Below are 16727 nucleotides of genomic sequence, written 5' to 3'. Positions count from 1 at the left end.
TCCCAGCCAAATATCCGTTCAGGTTCAAGCAATAATGCTTATCCGAACGGCATTACTCAAATAAGAGGGCGTTATTTTTATTCGTTTTAAACCAAAACAAACATGTCAACAGTGTTGAATAAATCTATTAACTACTGACGCCACCATAACGTATGACCATCATCTCAACATGACTATCATAGGTTGCGCACCTTTGGTTGTGGGGATAATAGATTCCCTTCATTACTTCATGGCTGTTTTAGAAAAGTTTTCCCCAAATTGAAAAGATGTTTAATGATTTCGATTATTCCAATAATACTGGAATAGAAATGCGTACACTTCCTTCGCGTTATGGTTATGACGGAACTGTTTTATCTCAAAAGGTCATTCCTTTTCCGAACTTGTTTACTGGCGCACATTACTTCCCCTCAATTTATGAATACTTACCCGTAGAGTCTTTGAAAGCGGCAAGTGCTGTAGTTCAAGAGAATATCAAAATAATATATAGTAAATTTGCAAATTGTAGTGAGGTTGTAATGAATGTAATGCTATTTAGTAACGGTAAGTTACCAGGTGACACATCACTTTTGGAGTATGGTAAAGAGTGGATTCGTCCAATGATGGAAAAGACTCAGCCTAAAAAAATGTTGTTTATTCCATTCGCAATGATTCGAGGGCAATACTCGGATCGCACGCAGCAATTACAGCAAGTGTTCGATGAATATGATTGCGAAGTGGTGAGTATTCATGAAGCCGAAGACCCAGTGCAAGCCTTGAAAGAGGTTGATGGTATCATCATTAGTGGCGGTAATACGTGGGTACTTAACCGTATGCTTCACGACCTAGGCTTGGTAACACCGATGCGTGATGCTGTGATCAACAAAGGTAAGCTGTTTATTGGTTGGAGTGCGGGAACAAATGTCGCAACCCCAACGATCCGTACTACTAATGATATGCCAATTGTCAGTGCTGCTATCTTGCCTGCGCTTAATTTTGTGCCATTTCAGATTAACCCTCACTATATAGAAGCATCCATTTCTGGGCATATGGGCGAAACACGTGATGAACGTATTGAAGAGTTCTTGTGCATGAACCCAAGTGAAGTCGTTGTTGGTATCCCTGAAGGGACGATGCTGCAAGTGTGTGAAGGAAAATTAACGTATCACACCGCGACAGGCAAGCCAATGAAGCTCTTTAAGCATGGTCAACTTGCTGAAACGTTCACGGCGGACAGCGATCTTGCATTCTTGATGGACATCGGTTGCTAGGTAACGAATAGAGACAGGCTACTGCCTCTTAATAGGGGTTGGCTATGTACGCAATTGCAATGGGTTAAACCAAGCCCCAATCTTGATCATCCAAGGTTGGGGTTTTTAATACGTAATATACACATCAAGTGTAAGTTGAGAACTTATTGAACATCGTCTTCGAAAATAAGTATTGTTAGTTTTATTGGTGGCAAAGCGACGTGTGTGTTTATGATCTGATATCAAGTTTTAGGTGTTTAGTTCTTCTAAAGTAGTCGAAATTCGTTACTATGTTACCAGTAACATTAATCGTAACCATGATGCTGTCAGTATGCTAAGTAAGAAAAAACGTCCCACATTACAAGATGTTGCCAACCTAGTTGGTGTCACCAAAATGACCGTCAGTCGCTGTCTAAGAGACTCTTCACAGGTATCAGAAGCACTGCGAGATAAGATCAGCGCTGCAGTCGACGAGTTAGGTTACATCCCTAATCGTGCGCCAGACATTCTTTCTAACGCAAAAAGCAATGCTATCGGTGTTCTTGTTCCCTCGTTAACTAACCAAGTTTTCGCCGAAGTTATCCGTGGCATTGAACAAGTCACCGCGCCTGCAGGCTACCAAACCATGATTGCCCACTATGGCTATAGCGCAGAACTGGAAGAGCAAAGCATCGCTTCACTGCTTTCTTACAACGTTGACGCGATTATCCTGTCAGAAAATGTGCACACAGATAGAGCGCGTAAAATGCTGCAGACTGTTTCTATCCCTGTGATTGAAATTATGGATTCGGTGTCTCCCCGTATTGAACAAGCAGTGGGCTTTGATAACTTTGAAGCGGCTAGAGCGATGACTAAAACCATGCTCGATCGAGGGCGTACCAATATCGCTTATTTGGCTGCTCGAATGGATGAACGTACTCGCTTGAAAATGGCGGGATATGAGCATGCGATGCAAGAAGCCGATAAAACGCCAGTAACGCTGCAAACGGAAGACGCGTCCTCGTTTACTTTAGGCGCAAAACTGATTGGTGAGTTACTTGATAAGCACCCTGAAGTGAATGGTATTTTCTGTACCAACGATGATTTAGCGATTGGTGCTTTTTACGAATGCGTACGACGTGGTATTCAAGTTCCCGAGAAGATGGCGATTGCGGGTTTCCACGGACACGACATCACAGTGGCGATGACGCCGCGTTTAGCGACTGTAGTAACACCAAGGGAGCAGATCGGTAAAGTCGCTGCACAGCAAGTTGTAGCGCGTCTACAAGGCAACAAAGAATGGGTGGCGAAGCTAGATCTTGGCTACGAGATTGAAGTGGGTGAGAGTATCTAATTTTACATGTCAGCTTTGATCTTCATCGGGCTCAAACTAAAACGCCCTTAACGAGACGAACTTCGCTAAGGGCGTTTTTTATTTATCTGGCAAAAGATGTATGTAGTAACAGACTTAACCCGCTAAAGCTTGAGCATCTTGTTGCTTCAACACTTTGTGGCCGTCTTCAGTGACGCCACGCTTCCAATAACTGCTGATGTAGATGTTCTCTTTCGCGACTTCTTTTTCGTTTCGGAAGTATTGTCTCAGCTCGCGCATGCTTTCAAATTCACACGCTGTCCAAATCGAAACCTGACCGTCTAACCATTCTGAATTGCGAACCGTTTGTGAAAGTGTTTCTTCAGTTTCATCTTCAATTAACCAAGTGACTTTTATACCTTGAGGTGCTTCAAGCGTTTGTTTATCTGCTGCTGAATTGATCTGGATGATGGCGTGCCCTACGGCGTGCTCTGGAAGCGATTTTACTTTTGCAGAAAGCGCAGGTAGGGATGTCATATCTGCAACTAAGAAGAACCAGTCTGACTCTAGGTTAAGTCCTTGAATTAAACCTGGGCCAGCCACTGAAACTGTGTCACCCACTTTCGCGTTCATTGCCCACCTTGCTGCAAAACCACACTGCAAATCTGTAGTGATGTGGCGAACGAAATCAACCTCAATAAACTTCTCTGAAGGGTTGTACTGACGAATGGTGTAAGTGCGCATGGTTGGGCGCTCACCTTCGTTCAGTTGGCTCAAATCAGTGGTGCCGAGTGGCGAGAACAAAAGCTTGATGTAGCCGCCGGCACATTCGGTTGGATACTTACTTAATCCTTCACCGCTAAGCGTTATACGCTGCATGTTCGGTGTAATGGTTGAGGTTTGAGTAACAGTTAATGTGATAGGGCTAGGCTTGCTCATATAAGGCTCTCTTAGGTTTTGATTCCGACATCATAATCCTGAACTAAAAAACACTCAATACTAATAGTTATCATTTACTTTGATTTACACAGCGCAACGTAACTTGAATCACCAATCTATTTACCCTGGCATCCATACCGACAAAAAAGCCCTTTAGAAAACTAGAGGGCTTGAAGTGTTATAGCTATTTAACGTGAGCAGAATTAGCTGTTTGCTTGCTCTAGTTCAATCGTCTCATCTGCGGCTTTCGCTGCGTCTAGCATCTTACGAATAATGAACGATGCTGCCATTGCGATACCCACCATTACAACCGCTAGAACAGTCAGCATTTGGAAGTAATCACCGTAAACCGTTTGAACGATCTCTTGTGTGATCTCTTGGCCTTTCTCAAGTGCAATAGACGTTGAGAATACGGCACCAACAATACCTGACATTGCGATTGCTACAGAGAATAAGCTTACTGAGAAGTTCTCGATGTGCTTAGGTGCAACAGACAGAATGAAGGCTACAACCATAGAACCAACAATAACTTCACCAAATGCTAGGAAGAAGTGGATTGCTAAGAACACTTCAGGGCGAATCAGAATATCTTCACCTACGGTCGTTACTGCCATCGTTAAGATACCGAAAGCGATCGCCGTCAGAATGAAAGAGAAACCTACTTTGGTTGCGGTAGAGAAGTGAATGTTTTTCTTTTCTAGCTTAGAGAAGATACCCGTAATAATAGGGCCTGCAACCATACACCAAAGTGGGTTCATTGCCATTGAAGCTTCTGGGGCTACAGGGATGAAGCCCAGTAGATCGCCACGCATTGTGTTGATCGCTACCATTGTCATCGACGTCATCATTTGGCCGTAGTACACGAAGAAGCATGTCGTCAGGAATGTGATGATTAAGATAGTACCCATTTTCAGCATGTCTGATTTCTTCGATTTCATCATCAAAGAGACAAAGTAGATGATTGCTGCCGCGCCGATCGCGTAAACGATGTTCTGGCCAATATCCATGTTAGAAAACATGAAGAATACCAAGCCAATCATTGCAGCAGAAAGACCGAGGAACGCAGCCCAGTTTTTCGTGCTAACTGGTTGTTGATCGATTTCAGCACTTGCTTCAACAAGGCCTTTGCGAACAAAGAGCATCATCAGAAGTGCAGCACCGGCTAGAACACCTGAAAGAAGGAAGCCACCGTGGAAACCGACAACTAGCACTAGCATTGGGAACAAGTATTGACCTAATAGAGCACCAATATTGTTTACTGAGTAGTTGATTGGGTAGCAATTTTCGAAATCTTCTTGAGTTTTGAACGTGCGTTTGTAAAGACTTGGGTAAGAAGGGGACATCAAACCACGCGCATAACTCGCTAAAGCAATACCACATAATGCCATTGGAACATTAGTCGCTGCGGCACCGAGTACTAGTAGACCGTAACCACTTGCGAATCCGAGAAAGGCAATGGTCAATGATCGGTATGCGCCTAAAAATTTGTCGGCGATGAAACCGCCTGCGATAGCAAATAGCGGCCCGATTGCAGAGAAAGCACCAACAACCATCATGGTGTCGGCTTCGTTGTAGTTCAGATCTTCAAGGAAGAAACGAGTCAAGATCACCATGACGCCATAGAACGAAAGTCCGAACATCATCTGGCAGAACATCATTGATTTGTTTAATCTATTCCACATTATTTTATTCTCACATTTGTGTTGATATGTAGTGTAATTACCCAATTATAATATCATTAATAGCAATACATAAAATGAAACATTTGCTGTGTTCGTTACTTTGCTCTCTATATCTTTTCTTATCGGGCGATTCATTTTTCTCATGCGTTAAATATGCAATATTAGATTTTGCTAGTGGATGGTTGTGTAAATGTCGGTCAGGTTTATTTGTTGCTAATCCGCGAGCCAAGAAAGGAAAGTTACGGGTGGTAATCTTGTAAAATATTCAAGTGAGTATCACTTTCAACTAGCTGTTGGATTTTAGCCAATAAAAAAGCCAGCTTGGTGGCTGGCTCTGTTTGGGTATCGAAAACGACGTTTACGAGAATGTCGTCTCTACAGCGGCTTTCTCGACTCGTGTTTTATACCAATCGTAGTAAATAGCTGGTCATCCTAGCTTGTTAAAACGCTCAATAACTGCGTTAGAAATTTTGATTGTAGAATAACTACTTATCGAAACTTCTTATCGAGAAGAGCCGCCTTGTTCTTGAGCCTTTTTCCTGCGCTATTTATGATCACTTACTTACTGTGATTGGTATTCGCGGTTATTCACAAGGAGGAGCCATGTGGATCACGGCCAAGCCACCTAAGGACGTTTCACGGTACTTTTTGTTCATGTCTTTACCTGTTTGGTACATGGTTGCGATAACCTTGTCTAACGAGATAAGACACTTACTGGTGCGTTTCAGCGCCATACGTGATGCGTTGATGGCTTTCATTGCGCCCATTGCATTGCGCTCGATACATGGCACCTGAACAAGACCACCGATCGGATCACATGTCATGCCTAGTGAGTGTTCCATAGCGATTTCAGCTGCAATACAGATTTGCTCGTTGCTACCACCGCGTAGGGCGGTTAAGCCTGCTGCTGCCATTGATGAAGACACGCCAACTTCGCCCTGACAACCCACTTCTGCACCAGAAATCGAAGCGTTGGTTTTGTACAAGATGCCAATAGCGCCAGAGACTGCTAAAAAGTCTTTCAACTGCTTGGTGTCTAGCTCTTTGATGAAGCGGTGGTAGTACATTAGTACCGCAGGGATAACGCCAGCCGCTCCGTTAGTTGGCGATGTTACGACTTGTCCACCCGCAGCGTTTTCTTCACTCACAGCAAAGGCAAATAGGTTAATCCAATCCATGATCTCCATTGGATCGTTTTCAATTGAAGCATTGGCCTCAAGCTTTTTCAAAAGAGCAGGGGCTCGACGCGTCACTTCAAGACCGCCATCAAGGATGCCTTCGGTGTCGAAGCCTCGCTGCATGCACAGAGACATCACCTTCCAGATTTGGTCGGCTTTCTGGTCAATCACATCCATACCTTGGAAAGACACTTCATTACGCAGGATTAAGCCTCCAAGGCTAAGTCCTTGTTGCTCTGATAATTCAAGTAGCTGGTCAGCAGAAGTAAAAGGGAACTCAACTTGCGTTTTCGCTTCTTGCTTGCCATTTTGTAGCTCATCAGCGGTTGCGATAAAGCCACCACCAATTGAGTAATATGTTTCCATCTCTAAAAGACTACCGCTTGCGTCAAAAGCAGAGATGGTCATGCCATTTTCATGCAGCGGAAGGTTGGTTTTATGGAACAGCAAGTCGCTTTCTACGTCGAAGTGAATTTCATGGTTACCGCTAACCAGTAGAGACTTATCTTCAATTGCTTTACGCATTGCTTTGTTAGCACTGGTAATTTTAATGGTGTCGGGGCGGTTGCCGAGTAAACCTAATAAGGTTGCTCTGTCTGTATGGTGACCAATACCCGTTAATGATAACGAGCCGTATAAGTCGATTTGAATACGCTCTACTTGTGTAAGCTGAGCATCAATTTTTTGGGTAAAGTTAAACCCAGCGATCATTGGTCCATTTGTGTGGGAGCTGGACGGTCCAACCCCAATTTTGTAGATATCAAAAATAGACAGCATAGTAACTTCCTGTGAAGACGGTTCGATGAACGAACTCTGTGTAAAATTTGTATTTCGTTAGTTCCACTTCTGTGAGTGAACCTGTTCTTTGGCTGAAACAGTTATTCGATTGAGCTGGCTCTTTGCTTTAAAGGTCTCTTTTATTGAAACTCGTGTTGAGCAAGCATAGAGCGATGAAATACAAGAGCGTGCTATGTTTGCTTTAAAGCGACACGTCTATTCTTGTATGACCCGAGATGTTGCTATCAATAGTGAGCATTATTGATAGCAACATGTAAGAATTTCAAAATACTTTTGTTAATAAGTATTGTATACATAATTCACTCCATCTAATCACTAAAACGAGACTTGAACATAAAATGAGCATTATTCACCTCCTTATTGTGCTAGGTAAGCGACTTAATGAGAATAAATTGACTAATGAAGGAATCAGTCGAGTTGATGCTTTAGTTGAGTATCTGGCTGGGCCTTTGGCTGAAGAGTCGAACCAGAAAACGGCTGTGGCGTTCTGTGGTGGGGTGACACAAGGCCAAACCGTTTCTGAAGCCGATATGATGCACGAGTATTTTCGAGAGCTTGAAAATCAACGTGAGTATCCGTTTCCCATAGGGGCGGTTTTACTTGAGCAGCATTCGACAAATACGGTTGAGAACATTCAAAACTTGGCCTCAGAGATGATTGAAAGTGGGCTGTTTACACGCGGGCAGAGTGTGACGGTGACGTTCGTTTCTAATGACTACCACTTACAACGTATCTTCGAGATTCAATCGCTGATGGACGAGCAAGGTTTGCTTAAGGTTTTGGTCGAGAAGTGCTCTGCACTTGGAGTGGAACTACAAATAGATCCTCAGCGAGAGGCTCATGTCGCAGTGCCATACCCTCATCAAACAGAGCAAGGGCAATTGTTTCTGTTAATGGATGCGCTGACGACCTACCGAGTCTATCTTGAAGGTGTCTCTGTGGGTGCATTTAAGAGGGATTTGGATTCAGTAAGACGAGAGCCAGAAAGGTTGTCTTTGGAAGCCTTGTTAGCGGCAAAGGAGTTAGTTGGGCGTTCATCTCATTTTGATATCGTAGAAAGCTTGCTTCCAGTGTTGGAGACCTGCATCCAAAATACCCCAGTCGGAATCGGCATAGAAAAAGTTAGGGAGTACCTAGCATTGCTCGATACCAACCTGACTTTATTGAATCGTTATTTAGATCCAGAATTAGATCACACACATCGCTGGTGGAGATAGCGAAAACACCAATATTAGTCATACAGGTAGGTAGCCAAAAGGTGCTTTGTGTATAAAGGTGATGTGTATGTAAAGTTGATGTGTATAGTAAGGTAAACCGACCGCTCGATAGCGAACAGTTTACCTAATGTCATGTGATTTGATTGGGTGGCATTCGTGAAGGGTTAACGTCGTGTATAGGTGTGACGTCAATAGTTCACGATGTCGCAGCTTAGCTTTCTTCTTTTTGCTCATGGTTGTTGCGGTAGTATTCCCACTGCTCGATACGCTCACCGTCATCAAATACACAATAAGTAGTGCGTTGATTGTTTTCAGTTACGGTGTCTAATTCACCATCTTGTTGAACACAATAAACCGCAGCAGGGTTAGCCACTGAAACACGTTGGCCTTCGCTATATTCTGCATAGTCGTTTGCACAACCGCCCAACACAACGGCAAATACAGCCATCAAACCAATTTTCTTCATGTTTATCTCCTACGTGATAACTCTATAATCGAATGCGTTAAGTTCTACAGAACCAGATTAGAAGCTCTATGAAACTAGTATATTTTAGATTTCAGAAAAGGTTGTTCTAATTTGGTCAAGATATTGAAATAGGTTGATATTTCGCTATTTTTAACTGCTTTTTGAGTGTTTGATCATGCTGGCATAGCTGGTGCTCCAACAGGACCGGCCTCCGTCAATAAGGTGCTACTTGATGGTTATTTCTACTAGATAGCAGTGGGGGAACAGCGTTCAAAAGCAGAGGTTATGTGTTCTTTCAGGGGACGGAGAACGTCGAATCTATTGATGATTATGATATGATGCCGCCAAATTCAGTAGAGCAGTCAGAATCATGAGACACCTAAAAACCACTATTCACCCTGATATCGATCACCTAGACAATAAGACGGTATATAAGCGCAATGCTGCACGTGCGATTGTGTTAGATGGCGAAGACATTTTGATGCTTTATACAGAGCGTTATCACGACTACACCATTCCTGGTGGTGGTTTGGATGACGGTGAAGATGTGATCGCAGGTATGGTCCGTGAGCTTGAAGAAGAAACGGGTGCGAAGAACATTCACAGTATTAAACCGTTCGGTATTTTTGAAGAGTTTCGTCCTTGGTATAAAGATGACGCGGATATAATGCACATGATTTCTTACTGCTACTCATGCAAGAGTGATCGTGAGCTTGGCGAAACAGCTTACGAAGACTACGAAGTGAAAAACGGGATGAAACCGGTGTGGATGAATATCCATGAAGCGATCGCTCACAACGAAAAGACCATGGTTGAGAGCCCTAAAAAAGGCATGAGCATTGAACGTGAAACCTTTTTGCTGCATCTAATCGCAAAGGAAATGCTGTAACCCTTTTAATAAATCAAAACTGTTTAAAAGTAGAATGTTTTAAACAGTTTTGTTCACCATGAACCAACAATAATTCCTCCCTCCTTTAGTTGAGCTAACCCATCGTAATTTTAGTTTTAAGCAAAACGCCTCCAGTCCGTAAACAACCTATCCGTTTCCAACCAGCATAGAACGTTTCCTTATCTAACAGACTTTCAAGTTGACTAACCTCTCATCAAATTGATTCTTATTTTGAAGAAAAGACCGTTTCATTCTGACTGTAATTTTAATTTAGAAAAATAAGTCTTATTTTTCAATGTTATACGGTGGTTATAAAACGATCGGAAACTTGGCTTCTCTTTTGCTTCTTTGTATTAAGCAGCTCGCTTTATCGGCATCAACATAATCAACGAAGATGCGAATAGTTTGTTTCAGAGTTAACTGAGACGCTTCTTTAACTTGCCGTTCAGAGTTCACACACTTTTCAAGGAAATCGCTCATGCGAAGAAGAAGTCGAGGTTTACCATGAAATACAAGCAAGTTATTTATCTTATGACGGCCGTTGCCAGTGTCCCTGTCTATGCAACGACGGTAGATCTGGACTTTTCAAATCATGTAGAGGCGACGAACGGCAGCAGTTCCTGGGCTGGGCCAACCTATGATGGATCGTCGATGCACTTCCTCAATGTTGGTACACATGATGGAAAAACAATAGATGCCAAAGTGTCTAGTAGTGTGTTCGGTGATGCGACATTTTTGTTTCATGCTCCTAACTACAAAGTTGGTGCAACACAACCCTCAGGAGATATTGGTTTTCTCTATCAAACTAACTCTGCGGGCTCTGCAGGTCTAACCTATACCTTTGAATTTTATGATGGTACGGATGGCCTCTCAGGTACGTTCTCAGTGCCTTATACACTTCCCGAATTTGACATGATTGGCTATGACATTGATGGCGAACCCGTGCAGTCGGAGCAAGTAAGAGTGTTTAAAAGTGAAGGTTTCTACAGTTATCAACTTGGTAGTGCTAGCGCGAGTTTGACGGCGGAAGAGAGTGCCGATGGAACGTCGGTTCTATTCACCGGGCCAGGTACGAACTATTCGGAAACTGACACCTCCGGTGCTGTAAAATTCACCTACAAGAATACCTCGATTGTAACTCTACAATTTGAAACGGTTACGAGCAGTAGCAGTAGTTTCCCCAACCCGATTTTCTCGGCATTTGACGGTAACTGGGACTTATCTGGGTTTACTACGCCAATAGAAAGTTCAGATGAATCTGATTTTGGTGACGCTCCTGATAGTTATGGAACGTTGCAGGCGAGTAACGGTGCTGAGCATGCGATATCTTCCACACTGTACTTAGGTGCTAGTGTTGATGCCGATACAGATGGCCAACCTGGTGCATCATCCAACGGCGATGATTTGGATGTTGGCGGAAATGATGATGACGGAATTGCATTGTTGACGAACCTTGAAGTCGGCTTAGACAGTTTAATTAATGTCAACGTTGTGGGGAGTGGTTATCTGCAAGCTTGGGCTGACTGGGATATGAATGGATCTTTTGAGGATGACGAGCAGATATTAAAAAATCATTCTGTTGTAGATGGAAGCCAAGTCGTCCCTATTCGAGTGGGTGATGATGCTGTCGTTGGGAGCGTACAAACTCGATTCCGTTTAGCGAGTAGCCCTAACATTCCGAGTGACGGTTATGTTGGTGATGGTGAAGTTGAGGACTACGTGTTTAACGTTACGGATCCTGGCACAACGGTTCAACATTCGAATTACTATACAGCGGCCTTCGAAGATAATTGGCCAGAAGTTGGTGACTTCGACTTAAATGACGTTGTGGTTTACTACCGCACCACCATTTTAAGTAAAGAGGACGCAGTGCTTCGAATGGATATTACGGGAACCATAATGGCCTACGGTGCTTCTTATGGTAATGGACTGGGATGGAAGCTTGATGGCTTCGATGAGTCAGATGTCGATCTTCAAACGGCTCGAGTGCAAAAGAATGGCGCGACTCGGGTAAATATTTCGCCGTTTACGGGTGAAGACAAAAGTGTTGCATCGCCAGGAGGAGACCTCGTTGTTGTCGCGTCGTTGAACCTAAAAAATGATCTGCCGATTAACGGTGAGTGTATGTTCCACCGCACTAACCCTTCTTGTAGTCCGACTTTAGAAGCTGACCAAATGACGTTCAGTATTTCTCTGCCGTTTGCTTCTGGAAACGAGCCCACAGCGAGTTCACTGATGCCATTAAGTGGCTTCGACCCATTCATCTTTGGTGCGGGAGCGGGTTATTACCATGGTGACAGTTTCTCTACATCGCCAGGGAAAGACTTAGAAATCCATACTGCGGACTTCCCACCAACGTCGCGTGCCACGTTAGTGAGTGATTTCTATGGTATTGCACAAGATGATTCAGACCCGTCTAGTGATAAATATTACCGAACGACACAAAACATGCCTTGGGGTATCTTAATTTCATCACCTTGGAATCATCCATCAGAATACATTGATGTTAGTGAGGTGTACCCCGAGTTTGCTGAGTGGGCTACATCAGGCGGTGCTTCAAAACCAACGTGGTACCAAAACCCTAACGCCAACAAAACTTGGTCAACGGAAGATTAATCAGGAGGATTTATGAAAACAATCAAACTAATTTTGAGTGGTGTAGGCTTTGTATTCCTTTCAGCTTGTGGCGGCGGAGGTGGAGGTGATAGTACCGCTTCATCTCCAAGTACTGTCGCTCCTCCGAGCAATACTACGGCTCCGGCCCCCGTCACTCCTCCGAGTAATTCGACCGTTGGTAGCAATAACGTGGTGACACTTGCTCCAGTAGTGGTACCGCAGTCTATTAAATCATCTGAGTTATCTATACCGGAAGGTTTTGATTTTTCTACGGAGAGAGAAGTGTCTGTAAACGTTGACGTAGCAAGCTCGCAAAGTTCTCGAGGTTTTATGAGTATTTATACAGAGTTCAATGGTGATGTTGTTGATTACACCTCACAAGTGCTGAGGAGCCCAATCAATCAAGATATTGAGTTCTCTACAACTCTCCTTTTACCCAATCATGTAGATAAAGTATGGGTTGAAGTCTGGTATCCGTCGGCAATGGGAAGTGAAGTGAAACTCCTTGTAAATATTGAGGACGATAATGTAGACGTGATTCTTTAATCTTTATCTTCTACCAAACGTTACCGCTATTTAGGCGGTAACGTTGTTTTAGGCGCTTTTGTTGTGAATTTTTCTAACATCGAGACCTGAGATAACCTGTATAAAATGAATGGAGTGATATTATCAATCCGGTGTTTTAGGTGTATCTTTACTTAAGTGACGCTCGTTTCTAGCTTTACGAAATCACCAAAACTCGGTGAGCCTGCCCTAAACAAAGAAGACTATGAATAAAAGACAGTTTGTTGCCCACTATTTACGCATGAATCACACCTCGTACTTACTGGCGATTGTGTTCATTTTTCTCGTTAACTGGTTACAGGTAGAGATCCCTCGTTATATCCAACTTGCCATCGATCTTATTGAGGATGCTTCAACAGCGGGCCATCAGCAGCTTCAAACCTATGTTTGGATCGTGGTCGGCATGTCGGTTGCCATGGTGGTGGTGAGAATTCTGTCTCGTATCTATGCGCTTAATCCGGGGCGAATTACAGAAGCAGCACTAAAGAGTACACTTCTACAAAAGCTGAATCGCTTACCGAGCAGCTTTCATGAACGCTTTGCATCTGGTCGACTAATTTCAATCATGAATAATGACCTTAGCGGCATCCGACTGATGTTTGGTGTGGGGTTTCTTCAGTTCTTCAATGCGTTACTCGCGCTATCGCTGACACCTCTTTATATGTGGCGTATATCGCCAGAACTCACACTGTATTCGATTATTCCTATCTCAATCGCTTTTGTGATTTTTCGGGTGGGCTTCAAGCGTATGAAAACGCTGCATTTAGAGCACATGAAACGTCTACAAAACTTGTCTGCTCAGCTAATGAGTTACCTGTCTGGGATTGATTTGATTAAGAGCCAGCAGATGTCACCTTGGGTGAAAGCTGAAACTGAAAAGCTGAATCAGTTATTACTTGAATGCCGCCTTAAAATTACACGTATTCAAGTCTTCTTTATGCCAGTACTCGACTACGCCAATGACCTGATGAAAATCATCATTCTTGGGCTCGGTGGCTACATGTTAATGAGACAGGAACTCACACTTGGTGAGATTACTGCCTTTCTGACTTACTCGGTTTTGCTCGCAATGCCATTGATGCAGCTTGGCAGAATCGCGACCATTTATCAGCGTGGCATGGTCGGCATTCAAAGTGTACAAACCATTCTTAATGCAAAAATTCCAGACCTTGATGAAGATAAGCTCACTGAGTTAGATGTTGAATCTCTGAAGGGAAAAACGTTTTCTATTCGCAACCTCAGCTTCAGCTATTCAGGTGAAGAGCGTCTGATTCTCGATGACATCAGCTTTGACATTCCAGCAGGTAAGAAAGTGGGTGTGCTAGGCGGAATCGGAGCGGGTAAAACGACATTAGTGAATTGCTTGAACCATCACTTGGATGTACCAGAAGATTCAGTTTTCCTAGGCGAAAGAGATGTCACTAGCTTCTCACGCAGTGATTTGCGCCGTTACGTGAAAACCGTGACGCAAGACCCTTATCTGTTTTCTGCAACCGTCGAAGACAATATCCGCTTCGGTAGCTTAGATACTGACTTGGCAAAGAGTCAGGTTGATGAGGTTTTAGAACTGAGTCAGTTAGCCAATGACGTTACACGTTTTGAGCATGGCGACCAAACCTTAGTCGGTGAGAAAGGGATCATGTTGTCGGGTGGTCAGAAACAGCGCTTGAGCATTGCGCGATCTTTATTGCAACCCACCGACCTGATCATCATGGACAACGTTCTATCGGCTGTCGACTATGAAACAGAACGTAAGATTTTAGAGGGCTTGTTTAAGCACTTGGAAAATCAATCGGTACTTGTGGTTTCACACCGTGTTAATGCCCTTGAATATATGGATGAAATTATCGTGTTGAACGAAGGTAAGGTGATTGCGAAGGGCGACCACGCGACGTTATTGAAAACGTGCGATTACTATTACGATACATGGCAGTTACAGCAGAATGAAACGGAGGCAGCAGCATGTTAAAAGGTGTTGATCTCAAGTACCTCAAGCACTTTTTTAAGTTTGCTAAGAAATACAAAGGCTCTGCGATTCTGGGCATCGCTATGCTTCCTCTTTCTGTCATCACGAGCTTGTTGTTCCCTTGGCTGATCATTCAAGTGATCGATGTTCACCTGAGTCATGGGGATATGGATGGTCTGCTCGAATACGTCTTCTATCTCGTTGCCGTGCTGGTGGCGAGCTATGTGGTGGATACCACCTATTCGTACAACCTGCGTAAAACCGGGCAATACACGATAACTGACATGCGCTCAGTGTTGTTTGCTCGTGTGCTCAAACTACCACGCAGCTATTTTGATAACACACCGATTGGCGTAACGCTTTCACGATTAACCAGTGATTTGGAAACCATCGGCGAGACGTTTGTTCAGTCGGTTGTCGGGCTAGTTAAAGACAGCATCAATACCATTGCTCTGTTAGTGATGATGTTCTTTATTGATTGGCAGTTAACGATGATTGTATTGATTATTATGCCGCCAGTGATGTATTTGACTGTGTATGTGAGAAACCGACTTCGTGCTTTGTATAAGGTGACTCGTTCTTCGCTGGCTCGCGGTATTGGCTTTTTACAAGAAGTCTTATTTGGCATGAAAACCGTTCAGATGTACCGAGCAGAAGAGCAAATCGAGCAACGCTACCAAGGCTATACCGATGAGTTTTTAAGAGCGCAGAAGAAGATCAATAAATACGATGCGATTTTGTTCTCGTTTATCTCTGGCATCACCTCTATCACCATCGCGATTATGATCTGGTATGGCTCTGAGCAAGTGATAGAAGGGGCACTCACCTTGGGTGTGCTGATTGCGTTCATCAACACTTTAGAGAAAGTGTTTGTTCCGATCCGTGACTTTACTTCGCAGATCGCTTCGATTCAGAGTTCATTTGCAGCGTTTGACCATATTGAAGAGCTGTTTGTTGAGCCGACTGAAGAGGAAGGACGCAACCTGCTGCCATCTAACAAGGTTGAAAAACAGCTCGAACAATTTGTGAGTCTAGAGTTCAAGAACGTGAGCTTCCGTTACAAAGACGACTCTCCCTATGTTCTAAAGAATGTCTCGTTTGTATTGGAGAAAGGGCATCAAATCGCCCTTGTGGGTTCGACGGGGTCGGGTAAGTCGACGGTTCTGCGTCTGATCTCTAAAACCTACCAAGACTATGAAGGCAGCATTTTGTTGAATGGAATAGAGCTGTCGCAGATCTCAAGCGAAGACTCTGCTCATTTGTTCTCAATGATGATGCAAGATGTGCACTTGTTTGAAGAGACAATACAATTCAATATCGCGCTGGGCAAAACGCATCTATCTAGAACTGAGGTTGAACAAGCAGCACGCTATGTGTACGCCGATAAGTTTATTGAACAATTGCCACAAAGCTATGACTTCCATTTAGAAAAGAACGGATCCAACCTATCTGTGGGGCAAACGCAGCTTATTTCGTTCGCTAGAGCGGTTGCACAAGGTGGACAACTGATGATGCTTGATGAAGCAACTAGCTCGGTGGATTCAATCACCGAAGACCTGATTCAAAAAGCAATGCAGCGTCTGTTTAAGGAAAAAACCGTGATTGCGATTGCACACCGTTTGAGTACCGTTCGTCACTCAGACACGATTCTTGTGTTGGAAAAGGGTGAAATTGTTGAACAAGGTAACCATCGACAGCTGATAGCACACAATGGAATTTATGCAGGATTGTTGGAAGAGTCGGTGGTTGGAGGAATCGATTGTAGAAAGAGTCGATTGTAGAAGTGAGTGACTATCGAGTTATAAATAACTATTAACTAATACGAATAAGCCAAACTTGTCGACTTCCTAGCTTGTATGACTATTACAAGATACAGTTAGCCTAAAGATGAAATA

The 16727-nt window shown here is 43.6% G+C and carries 12 protein-coding genes and 1 pseudogene; 9 read left to right on the top strand and 4 right to left on the bottom strand.

The window, feature by feature from the left end:
- Positions 1 to 284 precede the first annotated feature (284 nt).
- The 3 genes and pseudogenes from AB6D07_RS18825 to gntR form a co-directional block, all read left to right on the top strand.
- Positions 285 to 491 (top strand): annotated as a pseudogene (locus AB6D07_RS18825) (peptidase T); the annotation flags it as partial.
- 24 nt (positions 492 to 515) lie between these two features.
- A complete protein-coding gene (gene pepE / locus AB6D07_RS18820; protein ID WP_012600367.1) occupies positions 516 to 1247 on the top strand; it encodes a dipeptidase PepE in 732 nt (243 codons plus the stop codon).
- A 310-nt stretch (positions 1248 to 1557) separates the two neighbouring features.
- Positions 1558 to 2559: a gluconate operon transcriptional repressor GntR gene (gene gntR, locus AB6D07_RS18815; RefSeq protein ID WP_029222988.1), complete on the top strand. Its 1002-nt coding sequence runs from the start codon at positions 1558 to 1560 to the stop codon at positions 2557 to 2559.
- A gap of 114 nt (positions 2560 to 2673) precedes the next feature.
- Here the strand turns inward: gntR and AB6D07_RS18810 are convergent, their stop codons facing one another.
- From AB6D07_RS18810 to AB6D07_RS18800, 3 genes are all read right to left on the bottom strand, one after another.
- Positions 2674 to 3456, bottom strand: a complete 783-nt coding sequence (locus AB6D07_RS18810) for a siderophore-interacting protein (protein ID WP_017103379.1) — start codon at positions 3454 to 3456, stop codon at positions 2674 to 2676.
- Positions 3457 to 3659: 203 nt separating this feature from the next.
- Positions 3660 to 5138, bottom strand: coding sequence for a peptide MFS transporter (locus AB6D07_RS18805; protein ID WP_029222987.1), 1479 nt, complete (start codon positions 5136 to 5138; stop codon positions 3660 to 3662).
- A 584-nt stretch (positions 5139 to 5722) separates the two neighbouring features.
- Complete coding sequence (locus AB6D07_RS18800) at positions 5723 to 7093, bottom strand: L-serine ammonia-lyase (protein WP_017103914.1); 1371 nt, start codon at positions 7091 to 7093, stop codon at positions 5723 to 5725.
- Between the two features lie 359 nt (positions 7094 to 7452).
- Here AB6D07_RS18800 and AB6D07_RS18795 point away from each other — a divergent pair, with 359 nt between their 5' ends.
- Positions 7453 to 8331 carry a YdcF family protein gene (locus AB6D07_RS18795; RefSeq protein ID WP_017103913.1) on the top strand — a complete coding sequence of 293 codons (879 nt, stop codon included), beginning with the start codon at positions 7453 to 7455 and terminating at the stop codon, positions 8329 to 8331.
- A 211-nt stretch (positions 8332 to 8542) separates the two neighbouring features.
- Here the strand turns inward: AB6D07_RS18795 and AB6D07_RS18790 are convergent, their stop codons facing one another.
- A complete protein-coding gene (locus AB6D07_RS18790; RefSeq protein ID WP_009845615.1) occupies positions 8543 to 8797 on the bottom strand; it encodes a DUF333 domain-containing protein in 255 nt (84 codons plus the stop codon).
- A 370-nt stretch (positions 8798 to 9167) separates the two neighbouring features.
- On the opposite strand from AB6D07_RS18790, the gene AB6D07_RS18785 reads away from it, so the two are divergent.
- From AB6D07_RS18785 to AB6D07_RS18765, 5 genes are all read left to right on the top strand, one after another.
- Positions 9168 to 9686 (top strand): NUDIX hydrolase, encoded by a 519-nt coding sequence (locus tag AB6D07_RS18785; protein WP_017103912.1) that lies wholly within the window; start codon positions 9168 to 9170, stop codon positions 9684 to 9686.
- A gap of 504 nt (positions 9687 to 10190) precedes the next feature.
- Positions 10191 to 12302, top strand: a complete 2112-nt coding sequence (locus tag AB6D07_RS18780) for an LruC domain-containing protein (RefSeq protein ID WP_372091213.1) — start codon at positions 10191 to 10193, stop codon at positions 12300 to 12302.
- Between the two features lie 12 nt (positions 12303 to 12314).
- Positions 12315 to 12848, top strand: coding sequence for a hypothetical protein (locus tag AB6D07_RS18775; protein WP_017103909.1), 534 nt, complete (start codon positions 12315 to 12317; stop codon positions 12846 to 12848).
- Positions 12849 to 13071: 223 nt separating this feature from the next.
- Complete coding sequence (locus AB6D07_RS18770) at positions 13072 to 14835, top strand: ABC transporter ATP-binding protein (RefSeq protein ID WP_017100648.1); 1764 nt, start codon at positions 13072 to 13074, stop codon at positions 14833 to 14835.
- Positions 14829 to 16613, top strand: a complete 1785-nt coding sequence (locus AB6D07_RS18765) for an ABC transporter ATP-binding protein (RefSeq protein WP_017103908.1) — start codon at positions 14829 to 14831, stop codon at positions 16611 to 16613. The genes AB6D07_RS18770 and AB6D07_RS18765 overlap by 7 nt, the downstream gene beginning before the upstream one ends.
- The last annotated feature ends 114 nt before the right edge of the window (positions 16614 to 16727 follow it).

Source organism: Vibrio sp. 10N.239.312.C11, assembly GCF_041466065.1.
Lineage (GTDB): Bacteria > Pseudomonadota > Gammaproteobacteria > Enterobacterales > Vibrionaceae > Vibrio > Vibrio tasmaniensis_A.
Note: the sequence above shows the minus strand (reverse complement) of the source record. Positions and strands in the feature narration are given on the sequence as shown.

Coding starts and splice junctions, on each gene's coding strand:
- AB6D07_RS18810 (WP_017103379.1), bottom strand. CDS start 3,456: ATGAGCAAGCCTAGCCCTATCACATTAACTGTTACTCAAACCTCAACC.
- AB6D07_RS18805 (WP_029222987.1), bottom strand. CDS start 5,138: ATGTGGAATAGATTAAACAAATCAATGATGTTCTGCCAGATGATGTTC.
- AB6D07_RS18795 (WP_017103913.1), top strand. CDS start 7,453: ATGAGCATTATTCACCTCCTTATTGTGCTAGGTAAGCGACTTAATGAG.
- AB6D07_RS18785 (WP_017103912.1), top strand. CDS start 9,168: ATGAGACACCTAAAAACCACTATTCACCCTGATATCGATCACCTAGAC.
- AB6D07_RS18765 (WP_017103908.1), top strand. CDS start 14,829: ATGTTAAAAGGTGTTGATCTCAAGTACCTCAAGCACTTTTTTAAGTTT.
- AB6D07_RS18780 (WP_372091213.1), top strand. CDS start 10,191: ATGAAATACAAGCAAGTTATTTATCTTATGACGGCCGTTGCCAGTGTC.
- AB6D07_RS18800 (WP_017103914.1), bottom strand. CDS start 7,093: ATGCTGTCTATTTTTGATATCTACAAAATTGGGGTTGGACCGTCCAGC.
- AB6D07_RS18790 (WP_009845615.1), bottom strand. CDS start 8,797: ATGAAGAAAATTGGTTTGATGGCTGTATTTGCCGTTGTGTTGGGCGGT.
- gntR (WP_029222988.1), top strand. CDS start 1,558: ATGCTAAGTAAGAAAAAACGTCCCACATTACAAGATGTTGCCAACCTA.
- pepE (WP_012600367.1), top strand. CDS start 516: ATGAATGTAATGCTATTTAGTAACGGTAAGTTACCAGGTGACACATCA.
- AB6D07_RS18775 (WP_017103909.1), top strand. CDS start 12,315: ATGAAAACAATCAAACTAATTTTGAGTGGTGTAGGCTTTGTATTCCTT.
- AB6D07_RS18770 (WP_017100648.1), top strand. CDS start 13,072: ATGAATAAAAGACAGTTTGTTGCCCACTATTTACGCATGAATCACACC.